We start from the raw sequence: 12428 nt of genomic DNA, 5'->3' as shown, positions 1-12428 counted from the left end.
TTCTCCTTTTCTTATTGTCCGGCCGCATGGGTTGCGGGTTTAAAAAACCGGGCGGTCATGGCTTGCGCTACCGGTACCTTGATGGTGACCAGGGTGGTGTGGTCAAAGGCCTTGGCACTGCGAACATCGATGATTTCGGCGGTACCCAGTGGTTGACCGCTGCGGCTCAGGGCTGTTCCCAGTTGGCCCTTTTGGGGCAGGGGTAAAAATTCATAGGGTAGGGTTATGCTGGCGTAGCCCGGAGCGTAGTCTTCATCAACCAGAAAGATGGCCTGACCGGAACAGGAAGCGATACACAGACCACAGCCGGTGCAGATGCTGTTCGCATCAATTCGGGGCAGGGCGGTGATTGTTTTACCAATTTTTATGCAACCCTTGGTACAGGCATCCTGACAGGGATTGCAGGGAATGTTCTGAGTACATTCGATCACCGGACGGATACCGGATTTTTTATCAGTTTGATCAGATCGATGAAAAAAGCGCTCAAGATCAGTATCATCAAGATAGCCTTTTTTAAGCAGACTCTGAGAAACGGCAATCCCTTCGTCGGTTTTGGCAAAGGTTTGGCCTTTGCTGCCGGGGGCGAACATGCCCTGGTGCAGGCTATCGAGGGCGATTTCCAGGTCAGCCAGACGCTTATCTTTATCCTGCTCACTGAGAAAGCCCAGATAAGCTGCGGCTGCCAGACCGGACATCCGGCCACCAATCATGGCTGAGCTGGCTTCTTCGATGCCAGAAACATCCCCAGCAGCAAAGAGACCGGGAATTGAGGTTTCGCCATTTTCAGAAACCAAGGGTACCTGACCGCCGCGGCTGGGATCATCGACCATCGTGCAGCCGGCCATTTTCAGCAGCTGCGACATCGGTGAGAGACCGACAGCCAGACAGATGGTATCAACATCAAAGTGTTTCTCGGTGCCGGGGATCGGAGTGAACGCTTCATCAACCTCAGCAATCGTCACGCCTGTGACGCAATCAGTCCCATCAGCTTTAGTAATGGTATGAGATAGATAAAAAGGCACCCCACAGCGGGCGATTTTGGCGGCGTGAACGCCATAGCCGCCTATCCTGGGAGCAGCATCCACCAGGGCCACTACTTCACAGCCAGCCTGCATCAGCTGGAAGCTGACCACCAGACCGACATTGCCGCTACCCAGCATCAGTACCCGTTGACCGGGCTTGATGCCGTAAAGATTCATCATCGTCTGGGCGGCTCCGGCACCAATCACCCCAGGTAGGGTCCAGCCATCAAAGGTGACCATGTTTTCCGCTGCCCCAGTAGCGATAATGATGGTATCGGCCTTGAAGTGCGTCATTGCTTCACCGATTTGAACCAGCACTTCTTTGTCCAGATAAATGCCTGCGACGGTGGCATTGAGAAATACTTCAACCCCGGATTCATCAGCCTCGGCGAGTAGTGTTTCACCAATTTTGTAACCGCGAATCTTGGCCTGGTGTTCTTTTGAACCGAAAAATTTATGGATTTGCTTAAATAATTGTCCGCCGGGTTTGGCATTTTCATCAAAAACGGCAACCTTCATGCCGCATCGGGCGGCTTCAATAGCCGCTGAGAGTCCGGCAGGACCGGCTCCCACGACGATTAAATCATAACGTTTCATCGCTTACCTCCAGTGCTGTGACCCCATCCTGGGTCTGAATCTGCATCCCGGAAACTAATGGGGTAATACAGGTGCGGATATTGGGCACACCATCAACGATCATGACACAGTCGGTGCAGCGGCCAATGGCACAAAAAATCCCCCGGGGCTCATGATTTTTCTGGGTGTAGCGGTGAGTCATCACGCCGGCGGCTTTCAGGGCGACGGCAATGGGTTCACCAGCATAACCTTCCATCGGCTTGCCATCCATATAAAAGGACACCAGCTGGCCTTTTTCAGGTTCGCCAAGAATGGGATGTTCGTTGATCCGGTTCATCACTCACACCCACCTTCATCGGAAATGATAATCGCCGTCATTTCAATCTCACATAGTTGGGTGGGGCGGTTGAGCTCCGTTGTTCCCACTGCGGTAAAAAGCGGCCGATACTCTTTAAAAAACTCCGAATAAGCCCGGCCAATTTCACCGCAATCGGACATCCGGGTAGCATAACACATGACTTTGACAACATCGGCTGGGCTTGCGCCAGCCTGTTCTAAGAGTTTAACGTGTTTTTCAAAAATGTATTTGGCCTGTGCATAGGGATCGCCTTCGCCGTAAACACTGCCGTCCGGCTGAACCGAGGTGGTGCCACCGATCATAATCAGATTGCCGATTTTTACCATCCGTGAATAGCCGACTTTTTCTTCTAAAGGTGCTCCTGATGAATAATTAATTCGTGACATGGTATTACTTCCTTTCGCAATGAATTCAAATAGATTTTTTGTCTTGCCTTCAAAAAATGACAAAGACGCCGAAGATTTTTTTCGACGTCTTTGTCTCGATTTTTCTGTGGTTTTTCTAGGTTGAACATAATATATCACAGCAAAACAAACAGAAATAGTAACAATCGGAACAATTTACAGCGATTTTCAGGGAAATAATTTGCAGTTCATTGGTGGTCTGTCGTCTGGCTCTGGCAAAAAGTTTAGTTGCCTTTTTATTTGATCTGTTATAGAATAAGTTCAATAAAATAATAACCGACATTAGATGAGTGCAATGAAGCCGTTAACGCGGCTTTGTTGCGCTCATTTTTGTCTTTTTTGAAAGGAACTGGAAGAAATAAATCGAGTAAATGTTAAATGGATGTAAAAAATGTTTGGAGAAGAATCAACCCTTCAATTTTATGGTAACATCATGACAAAAGGTTTTAGGTCGGTCACACTACAAAAATATATCAACGAAGAAAGGACGAAAATGATATCGAGGATATCATAAGGAAAAGTGTATGAATCATAAGAGAGGTTTACTTGTTCGGATGCTACTGGGGATTGGAGTGCCAGTTGCGGTTATTTTCGCAGTTGTCGCTGGGATTGCCCTGTATGTGGTAGATCAGTCGATTGCAGAAATTAAGGTTAATGAATTATCAGCCCGGTCTGAATCGGTTTCCAATCAAATCGAAACATATTTTACAAAATATCTGGAGGATGCCAGTCAATTGTCAGCAAGTCCGGAAATTCAGAGTCTGTTCAATCAGGTCACACCGGGGGTGGGCATTACTTCAACAGCCAATTTTCCGGAAATCAAGCAGCATCTGATCAACGTTGCAGCGTCAGATCCCCAAAATATTCAGGTGGCCTGGATTGCTGACGTCGACTCCAGTCAGTTTACCCAGTCTGACGGAGTCGTGTCTGATCCGTCCTATGACATTAATGCCCGGCCCTGGTTTAAAGAACTGGTAGCGCAAAAAAAAGTTTTTATCTCGGAACCATACGTGGATATCACAACCCAGAAGATCATTGTCAGTGTGGTTGCCCCGGTATTTAAACCAGGAACTCAGGAACTGATGGGGGCCACCTGTGTGGATGTTTCCATTGACCGGATCAAAGAGATCATCGCTGAAAATAAAATTGGCGAAGACGGATTTTTTGTGGTTTCAACCAATAGCGGGATGGTTTTTGATCATCCCAATAAAGAGTACAGCAATGGCATGCTTGCCGATACGGATATGTCAGAAAATATCATTGCGGCACTGATGGATAAGACCACCGGCCCGATCACCTATACAACGGGGGGCATCGAAAGCCGGGGGTATGTCACCGAAATCGGTAATACCGGTTGGGTACTGGCGACTGGGCTTCCAACGTCAGAGTTTAGTAAAACCTTCTCAGGAATTCGTACAATGATGTTACTGATTTTTGGTCTGGGACTGATCGTGATTCTGGCAATCATTGTGGTTTCTACCCGAAATTTCATCCGGCCGATTACCCGGCTGGTGGCAGCGGCTGACTGTCTGGCCTTGGGAGACGTCAATATTGATAAAACCATGGCTGAAGGTGCCAAAGATGATGAAATTGGTGAGCTGACCCGTTCCTTTGTAAATATGGCTGAGAACATCAAGGAACAGTCTGAGACAGCCCAAGCGATTGCCAAAGGCGATTTATCGATTAACATCCAGCCAAAATCCTCAGAAGATGTGCTGGGTAGCAGCATGGTTTCAATTAAGGAATCGATCGGCAACCTGGTTTCTGATACTATTATGCTCTCCGACGCAGCCATCCAGGGAGATTTCACCCGGCGGGCAAGGGTGGAAAATCACTCCGGCGAGTATGCACAGGTGATTGCTGGTGTTAATCAGACTCTGGACACGGTTGTAGACAAGATGTTCTGGTATGAGGCGATCATCGATGGGATTCCCATTCCGGTTCACGTCACAGACAACGACATGAAATGGACCTTTATGAATCATGCATTTGAAGAGCTGATGATTAAAAATGGGGTAATTAAGGATCGAAATTCGGCGTGTGGGATGGATTGTTTCAATGCCGGAACCAGTATTTGTCAGTCTCAAGGCTGTGGAATCCGGCAACTGGTGGATCAGAGCGACTCCGAAAGCTATTCTGAATGGGTTGGTCGCAGCAATAAACAGGCGACTGCCTACTTAAAAAACAAAAATGGTGAGAACATTGGTTTTATCGAAGTGATCACGGATATCACACCGATGATTCGCGTCAGTGACTATACCAAAGCGGAAGTCACCCGTCTTGGTGCCAATCTGATGCGATTGGCCGAAGGTGATCTTGATTTTGATATGAATTGTATCGCCGCTGATGAATATACCAAAGAAGTCAGCGCTCAGTTTAGTGAGATCAATAACAGCCTGATGTTGGTTAAGGAATCCATTGGTACCCTTATTGATGATGCCAATATGATTACCAATGCTGTCATTGATGGAAATCTTCAGGCCAGAGCCGATGCCACCACCTTCCAGGGCGCATGGCGGGAAGTGGTTGGCGGCATGAATGCCATTCTCGAAGAATTGAACAAACCCTTGGGCGAAGTGAGAGACATCATGTCAGCAATTTCCAATGGAAATCTGCGGGTTCGAATCAGTGGTGATTATCGTGGCGATGTGGCCTTACTTAAGCAGAGTGTCAATTCCACGGCCACACTGCTGGAGGAGGTTGTTGGCGAAATCACTGAGAAGATCGAACAATTGTCGCTGGGAAATCTGGATATTGCAAATGCGCAACCCTTCCGAGGCGATTTTGTAACCATTTCCAATGCCCTTAATGTGATTATCGATTCACTCAATGCGGTCATGGGTGACATAAACATCGCCGCTGACCAGGTCAATGTTGGCGCCAATCAGGTGTCTGACAGCAGTCAGGCATTGGCTCAGGGCTCCACCGAACAGGCCAGCTCGATACAGGAACTGACCGCTTCAATTGCCGAAATTGCCGATCAGACCAAGAATAACGCCGTGGATGCCAACAAGGCCAGAGAATTGGCTGCTGATGTGATGGGCAATGCTGAAAAAGGCAATCAACAGATGACCGAGATGCAGCGTTCAATGGTGGAAATCAATAAATCATCTGAGGATATTTCTAAAATTATCAAAGTCATTGATGACATTGCGTTTCAGACCAATATCCTGGCCCTTAACGCCGCCGTCGAAGCCGCCCGGGCTGGCCAGCATGGCAAGGGTTTTGCGGTGGTAGCCGAAGAAGTTCGAACCCTGGCCGCCAGAAGTGCCGAAGCTGCCAAAGAGACGACCATTCTGATAGAAAGTTCAATTAGTAATGTCCAGGAGGGCACCAAAATAGCCAATGATACCGCTGGAGCACTGGACGAAATCGTCACAGGCATCAGCAAGGTTACCAGCTTAATCGGGAATATTGCTGGTGCTTCCAATGAACAGGCCACTGGTATTGCCCAGATCAATACCGGGGTTGAACAGATTGCTCAGGTTGTTTCGCAGAATTCGGCTACCGCCGAACAAAGTGCGGCTGCCAGTCAGGAGCTTTCCGGACAATCCGTGTTATTGAAACAGATGATCGATCAGTTTAAAATCAGGAAGGCTTAGCAAAAAAGTCATAGCGTAAATTGAATAATAAATCCTCAGAGACCACCTGGCAAAAGGTGGTCTCTGTAATTGTAAAACCGTTTGCACTGTGATAAACTGAGTCTATAACAACTGCAAGAGCAGTACGCGGCTAAGGAGAAAATGGTGAAAATAATATGTTTTGGTGACAGCCTGACCTTTGGTTATCAGGTGTCCCGGGAAGATAAATGGCATGTGATCGCAACGACAAAGACGGGTATTTCGCTGGTCAATCGCGGCGTCAGTGGTGACACCACCGTCGGAATGTTAAAACGGATTCAAAAGCAGGTCTTTGATGCAAAGCCTTATGGGATGATCCTGATGGCTGGTTATAACGATATCTTTTTTAACCGCAGCTGGGAGCAGGCTGCTAAGAATTTAGCTGCCATGGTTGACCAGTCCAGAGCGAAGGGGATTCAGGTTTTTGTGGCAATCCCGCCACCGATTCATCTGCCAGTAACCTTTAAAGAAGGCGGGGAGCTGGTAGACTTTGAAAAAGCTGCGGTGATGATTGCAGACTATTGCCAGTGGTTGCGGGATTATACCACCTCGTCCCAACTTTTCACCCTGGATTTCAGTGCTGCTGGCGACTGGTGTGACAACGATCTGTATCTGGATGGGATTCACCAGAGTCCGGCCGGGCACCGTCTCATGGCGGATCAGGTCATTGATTTTTTAGAAAAAACAGTCATCACAAAATAAATACGGAACAAGGAGAGCAATATGCTGGGTGCAATTATCGGGGACATTGTTGGTTCCCGTTTTGAATTTAATAATCATCGGAGCAAGGACTTTGATCTGTTTACCAGAGCCTGTGAGGTTACTGACGATAGCATCATGACGTTGGCGGTGGCCAAGGCGATCATGGAAGCAGGTCAAGCTGGCTGTTTGCCTCTGGATAATGGACTGGGAAATTACGAATACTATCGGCGGATAGAACGCTTAAGCCGACAATGGATGCAGAAAATTGGTCAAAAATACCCTCATTGTGGCTATGGTGGCCGGTTTGGGGATTGGGTTTTTTGTGACAATCCTCAGCCCTACAACAGTTACGGTAACGGAGCGGCGATGCGGATCAGTCCGGCAGCCTTTGCGGCACGATCCGAAACCGAAGCCCGGATGCTTGCGGAAGTAATTACCAGGGTTACCCATAATCATCCGGAAGGTTTAAAAGGTGCGGAAGCGACTGTTTTAGCCATTTACATGGCCCGCAATGGAGCCAGCAAAGCAGCCATTCGGGAACGGATTGATGGTTATTTCTATCACTGGAATTTTACCATTGATGAAATTCGGGACAGCTACCAGTTTAATGAAACCTGTCAGGAAACGGTGCCTCAGGCCATTCAGGCTTTTTTGGAATCCGCATCCTTTGAGGATGCCATCCGGACAGCCATTTCGGTGGGGGGAGATAGCGACACCCTGGCTGCGATCACCGGGGCCATTGCTGAAGCATATTATAGGGTGCCCCATGCGCTTAAAGAAAAGGCGCTTACTTATTTGGATGCAGAGCTTTGTCAGATTTATGATGAGTGGCAAGTTTATCTTAAAACCGGACCCCGACAGATGATAATCCGGGAAGCCACTCAGACAGAGCGGATGCTTTTATTCAAAGAAGCCTACCAGATCTGGCATAAAAATAGAACTCTGGCAGAGTATATTCATGACAACGCCAAAGAAGATGCCTTCGGAAAACGCTATGTCATCGATCGTGAGGGTGATCTGGTCAGTTCATTGATTGTTCTGACTTTAGAACCAGTGCTGGGGATAACTACCTATGGCATTGGTTCGGTGCTGACACCCGAACCGCACACCAGTAAGGGCTATGCCGGGATTCTGCTAAAAAGATGTATTCAACAGCTTGAAAAAGACGGTGAGGTGTTCATCTTCCTCTTTTCAGATATCAATCCTGATTTTTATAAAAAAATGGGATTCCGACTACTCCCGGAACATCTCCAGAAAAGCCTTACAAGCCCCTGCATGGTCAAGTGCGGTGAGGCAAGCTGGGAGCAACTAAAGGACGTTTCGGTAGCACTGCTTCCAGATTACTTTTGACGGTACGGTTCAGTACGCAAAATCACAATCGAGGTTATTGCAAAACTGGGCGTAAAACAATGCAGTGTTCGATGTTTTTTCATTACGCAATTACCTAAAGTCACAATCACAAGGGAGGGTACGATGAAATTCAACAGAAAAACGGCGGGTAAAGGCATTATTATTCTGAATCTGTTTACAATTGCGGTATTTTTACTCGTCATTCTCAAAATTCTACCTTATGAATCAATCAGCGGCGGTCAGCTGGATAGCTATGAAGCGGCGGTTCGCACGGCGACTACCAGCATTGTCATGATAATCTATGGCATTCCGGTAGTTGCGGCCGCTTCCGGGCTGGTTCGGGTCAAAGCTTATAAAAAATTTTATATCGGCTGGTTGATTTTTGCACTGATCTTAATGGCAGTACTCTTTTTTGAAGCGTCGATCATCGGCGTGATTGTGGTAAGCTTTGGCTTACCGTTAATTGCTGTAGCTGCAGGGGTGATTGAATATCGGCAGTTTAATTTGGCTTCAAAAATATATCTCTGGCTGTCTTTTTTCTTTGCTTGTTTAAATACCCTGGGTAATCTATTCGGAAGCACCTGGTTTGAAAAAATCATTATGGGTCTGGTCACCCTGATTCAGGCGATGCTTTATTTTTATCTGGCCCGAAGTAACCCTAAACGCAAGCATCGAAAAGGGTAGTGAACTGTAACTACCGGTAAAATCAAATCGTTGAATCAATTGTCAGTTGATTAGTAAGTTCGTTGGTCAGAAGATCACAGTTGGGAACAGCAGCAATCAAAATACCGAAAAGAAAAAATGCAGTAGTTGTCGTTACGGCCGAGGTAACGGCAACTATTTTTTATATAAATTTAATTAATATTATAGCTTGCAAAAAAAAATAGTAAAGAAGAGTATTATTAATAATATTACGAATAAAACAGAATTAATAGGAAATATATTGACATTAAAATCGTAAAATTATACAATGATATAAATTTAACCGGTTAAGTTACAAAATAATTAAACGCATTCAATTAGATTTTAAAGATGAATTACCAACTGAGGTAGTAGTTATTATACGAGTATTTCGTAAACTCGGCACCATGATGACGACACTCAGGTAGGTTTGTTTGCTGTGAAAACGTTTATTACCCTTCTTATCATCATGATCTTCGCAAGAAAGCTAATCGTTTGGCGCATCACTCAACATCCCGAACCGGGTAAAATTAATGACAATAAAATTTATTAGAAACTGGAGGCAAAATAACAATGAATAAAATACCATTTGATTCGAAAGAACTGCAGGTTGTTGCAGAAATACCAAATTTCTTTGGTACCACAGACCCCGTTTACAATTCGCCAGTATCGATGAAAGAAAATTACTTACGAACCATGAAAAAAGAACCGGTCTGGGAAAGTCTGGGAAACGAGTCGGCCTTGTTTTGTCCCAGTGTGATCCCGGATAATATTGCCAGAGCCTTTGTATTTGAAGCGAATATGATGCCGCCTCAGGATGGTATTGACATGTTCGGGATACCATGGGAATATGTTCCTGATGCCCAGGGTTCCATGGTGAGACCCGGCAATCATATTTTAAACGATGCCAACGACTGGAAAGAAGTATTACAGTTTCCCGACATTGATAGCTGGGATTGGGAAGGCAGTGCCAAAGCTAACAATGGTACTTTTTTGAATGGCAACGGGTTTGTGCTGGCATGGCAGATTAACGGATGGTGGTTTGAACGACTTATTTCGTTTATGGGATTTGAAAGAGCGGCAGAAGCTCTGATTGATGAAGATCAGACAGAGGCCGTCAAAGAGATTTTTGAGGCGACCACTGATCTGGCGTGTCGCATTGTGGATAAATTTGTAGAATATTATGATCACATTGATGGTTTTACCGTACATGATGATTGGGGGTCACAACGATCGCCGTTTTTTTCTGAAGCAACCGCTCAGGAAATGATTGTTCCTTACATGAGAAAACTGACTGACCATATTCATGCGAAAGGACTGTGGGCTGATCTTCATAGCTGTGGTCATATCGAATCCCGCATTCAGTGTATTCTCGATGCCGGATGGGACTCATGGAGTCCACAAAACATGAATGATACCCTACAGCTTTTTGAAAAGTATGGTGATCGGATATGTTTGGGAATGATACCAGAAATTTTTGATCCAGCCACAACCAGCGAGGATAAACAGCGGGAATATGCAAGAACATTTGCAGACAAAGTATGTATACCGGGTAAATCCTCGTTTATCAGTGTTTATGCAGTTTTGGGTGGGATCATGACACCAACGTTTAGAGAAGAATTATATAAACATTCTCGAATTCTTTATAGCAACTAAATGGGATCATGCTCCTTCTACAGTGTGGTGATTAAATTATTAATCATAACGCTGTGGAAGGAGTATTTTTATTTTAGAAATGGATATCTAAAGGATTCTTTGTAAAACACATACTTGAAATGATAGATAATGATTTGAAAAATGAAATCATCTTATCGTTGACAGGCTCAGGTTATTGTGTTAATATAGTTGCCAATTCAACAGTTGCAACGACAACAGATTAAATATCTGAGTGAGGTAATCAATGTTAATGAACAATCTTTCGATCATCGTGCGTCATAGCAAGGTGTTTTGTGAACGGCGCTTGCATAATTCTGGGGTGGGTTTTCCTGAACAGGTAATTCTGATGTATTTAGCTTCAAACAATGGGGTTAATCAGGATGCCATTGCCCAGCATTTTATGCTGGATAAAGGCGCAATCGCCAAAACTTTGCGAAAACTGGAGGAGAAAGGCCTGATTGAGCGCCATCAGAATCCTGAGAATAAACGGGAAAACCTGATATCGATTGCCCCGGCGGGGCAAAGTATCCTGGGAGAAATGGGAGCAGCACTGGAGGAGTGGAATCAGTCTTTTTTTGAAGGCTTAAGTGATGAAGAAATTCAACAATATCGCAGGATCACAAAAAAAATCGCTGACAATGTGGCCAGGATTAATGAAAAAGACTCGATCGACCACCAGTAAAAAAGGAAGGACTGCAAATCAAATGACAAATCAGAATAAAAAAATCAGCTACGGCATGGTCATGGTCGTATATCTTTTGGGGATTTTTATGGGCGCCCTGGATACCGGCATTGTTACCCCGGCCAGAACGGTGATTCAAACCAACTTAATGGTCGACGATAAAACCGGAATCTGGATGATAACGATATATACACTGGCTTATGCGGCCAGTATCCCGGTAATGGGCAAGCTGGCTGACCGTTTTGGCAGAAAATACATTTATCTTCTCAGTATCTTGCTTTTTGGTCTGGGTTCATTATTTTGTGGTTTAGCTCAGAATTTCGCCAGTTTTCCGATGCTGCTGGTGGCGAGAGCAGTTCAGGCCATCGGTGGTGGTGGCATCGTCCCGGTGGCAACTGCCGAATTTGGCACCACCTTTCCCAAAGAGAAGCGGGGCATGGCCTTAGGTTTGGTTGGTGGCGTTTATGGGATTGCCAATATATTTGGTGCATCCGCTGGCAGTGCCATTCTGGATTTGGCTGGAACTACCAACTGGCAGTATATTTTTTATATTAATGTACCGATTACGATTTTTATTTTGGCGGCAGGACTCATTTGTCTGCCAAATACCCGGATTGAAAATGTCAAAAAAATCGATATCGGCGGAATCACCATCGTCACCATCATGGTTCTCTGTGTCCTTTATGGTTTGAAGAACATCGATTTCTTTGATTTTGCCAATACCTTTCTCAGCACGGCAGTCTATCCATTCTTGATCATTTTTATGCTGTTGATGCCGATTTTTATTCTGGTGGAGAAAAAAGCTGAAGATCCGGTCATCAACTTAGCCTATTTTAAAAACAGCAATATTCTGATCACCCTGGTCTTGTCATTTATCACCGGGATGGTTATCATGGGGATGATTTTTGTTCCCCAGTTTTGTGAAAATGCGATGAAAACACCAGCTGGAAAAGGTGGTTACTATGTCATTATTCTCGGTCTTTTTGCTGGCGTCGGGGCTCCGTTCTCGGGCAAGCTTATCGATAAATTTGGAGTAAAAATAACCCTCGGATTTGGTTTTCTGGTTTCATGTATCGGTTCACTTTTTTTGATTTTTGTGACAACTAATTATCCCAGCATCCTGACGGTGGTGGTCAGTCTGATTTTGATGGGGTTGGGGATTGGCTTTACCATGGGAACCCCGATTAACTATATGATGCTGGACAACACCGAAGCGGCGGAGGCCAATTCGGCGCTGGCCACAGTCTCATTTTAGACTTTAGTCTGTTGAGCACGCAAAACGTGCGAAATAATAAACCACCTGCTATGCGGGTGGTGGGCAAAAGGGTTATACCCAAAAATCACCTTTCCATGTAAGATAGAGATGTTCAGGCTCTA

Annotated in this window: 10 protein-coding genes; 7 read left to right on the top strand and 3 right to left on the bottom strand. The window is 45.5% G+C overall.

What is annotated here, in order from left to right:
- Nucleotides 1-11: 11 nt before the first annotated feature.
- From BI182_RS13400 to BI182_RS13390, 3 genes are read right to left on the bottom strand one after another with little or no spacing between them, the layout of a single operon-like run.
- A complete protein-coding gene (locus tag BI182_RS13400) occupies nucleotides 12-1619 on the bottom strand; it encodes an FAD-dependent oxidoreductase (protein WP_286808585.1) in 1608 nt (535 codons plus the stop codon).
- Entirely contained in the window at nucleotides 1606-1935 is a 330-nt protein-coding gene (locus BI182_RS13395; RefSeq protein WP_070372134.1) for a (2Fe-2S)-binding protein, read from the bottom strand. The genes BI182_RS13400 and BI182_RS13395 overlap by 14 nt, the downstream gene beginning before the upstream one ends.
- Nucleotides 1935-2342, bottom strand: coding sequence for a Rid family hydrolase (locus tag BI182_RS13390; RefSeq protein ID WP_070372133.1), 408 nt, complete (start codon nucleotides 2340-2342; stop codon nucleotides 1935-1937). Before BI182_RS13390 ends, BI182_RS13395 begins: the two co-directional genes overlap by 1 nt.
- Before the next feature lie 542 nt (nucleotides 2343-2884).
- On the opposite strand from BI182_RS13390, the gene BI182_RS13385 reads away from it, so the two are divergent.
- The 7 genes from BI182_RS13385 to BI182_RS13355 all read left to right on the top strand — a co-directional run bounded on the left by BI182_RS13385 (nucleotide 2885) and on the right by BI182_RS13355 (nucleotide 12306).
- Nucleotides 2885-5962 carry a methyl-accepting chemotaxis protein gene (locus BI182_RS13385; RefSeq protein ID WP_286808582.1) on the top strand — a complete coding sequence of 1026 codons (3078 nt, stop codon included), beginning with the start codon at nucleotides 2885-2887 and terminating at the stop codon, nucleotides 5960-5962.
- Nucleotides 5963-6106: 144 nt separating this feature from the next.
- Entirely contained in the window at nucleotides 6107-6682 is a 576-nt protein-coding gene (locus BI182_RS13380) for a GDSL-type esterase/lipase family protein (protein ID WP_286808581.1), read from the top strand.
- A gap of 21 nt (nucleotides 6683-6703) precedes the next feature.
- Nucleotides 6704-8032 carry a GNAT family N-acetyltransferase gene (locus tag BI182_RS13375; protein ID WP_286808580.1) on the top strand — a complete coding sequence of 443 codons (1329 nt, stop codon included), beginning with the start codon at nucleotides 6704-6706 and terminating at the stop codon, nucleotides 8030-8032.
- 123 nt (nucleotides 8033-8155) lie between these two features.
- Nucleotides 8156-8716, top strand: coding sequence for a hypothetical protein (locus tag BI182_RS13370; RefSeq protein ID WP_286808579.1), 561 nt, complete (start codon nucleotides 8156-8158; stop codon nucleotides 8714-8716).
- Between the two features lie 570 nt (nucleotides 8717-9286).
- Nucleotides 9287-10369, top strand: a complete 1083-nt coding sequence (locus BI182_RS13365) for a uroporphyrinogen decarboxylase/cobalamine-independent methonine synthase family protein (RefSeq protein ID WP_148637807.1) — start codon at nucleotides 9287-9289, stop codon at nucleotides 10367-10369.
- A gap of 244 nt (nucleotides 10370-10613) precedes the next feature.
- Nucleotides 10614-11051, top strand: coding sequence for a MarR family winged helix-turn-helix transcriptional regulator (locus BI182_RS13360; RefSeq protein WP_070372126.1), 438 nt, complete (start codon nucleotides 10614-10616; stop codon nucleotides 11049-11051).
- 22 nt (nucleotides 11052-11073) lie between these two features.
- Nucleotides 11074-12306: an MFS transporter gene (locus BI182_RS13355; protein WP_286808578.1), complete on the top strand. Its 1233-nt coding sequence runs from the start codon at nucleotides 11074-11076 to the stop codon at nucleotides 12304-12306.
- The last annotated feature ends 122 nt before the right edge of the window (nucleotides 12307-12428 follow it).

Origin of the sequence: Acetobacterium sp. MES1, assembly GCF_002237635.1 — a bacterium.
GTDB lineage: Bacteria > Bacillota > Clostridia > Eubacteriales > Eubacteriaceae > Acetobacterium > Acetobacterium wieringae.
The sequence above is the reverse complement of the archived record's forward strand: the minus strand, read 5'-3'. Positions and strand labels throughout refer to the sequence as shown.

Excerpts from the sequence above, each read along its gene's own strand:
- BI182_RS13400 (WP_286808585.1), bottom strand. The coding sequence starts at position 1,619 with ATGAAACGTTATGATTTAATCGTCGTGGGAGCCGGTCCTGCCGGACTC.
- BI182_RS13395 (WP_070372134.1), bottom strand. The coding sequence starts at position 1,935 with ATGAACCGGATCAACGAACATCCCATTCTTGGCGAACCTGAAAAAGGC.
- BI182_RS13390 (WP_070372133.1), bottom strand. The coding sequence starts at position 2,342 with ATGTCACGAATTAATTATTCATCAGGAGCACCTTTAGAAGAAAAAGTC.
- BI182_RS13385 (WP_286808582.1), top strand. The coding sequence starts at position 2,885 with ATGAATCATAAGAGAGGTTTACTTGTTCGGATGCTACTGGGGATTGGA.
- BI182_RS13375 (WP_286808580.1), top strand. The coding sequence starts at position 6,704 with ATGCTGGGTGCAATTATCGGGGACATTGTTGGTTCCCGTTTTGAATTT.
- BI182_RS13370 (WP_286808579.1), top strand. The coding sequence starts at position 8,156 with ATGAAATTCAACAGAAAAACGGCGGGTAAAGGCATTATTATTCTGAAT.
- BI182_RS13365 (WP_148637807.1), top strand. The coding sequence starts at position 9,287 with ATGAATAAAATACCATTTGATTCGAAAGAACTGCAGGTTGTTGCAGAA.
- BI182_RS13360 (WP_070372126.1), top strand. The coding sequence starts at position 10,614 with ATGTTAATGAACAATCTTTCGATCATCGTGCGTCATAGCAAGGTGTTT.
- BI182_RS13355 (WP_286808578.1), top strand. The coding sequence starts at position 11,074 with ATGACAAATCAGAATAAAAAAATCAGCTACGGCATGGTCATGGTCGTA.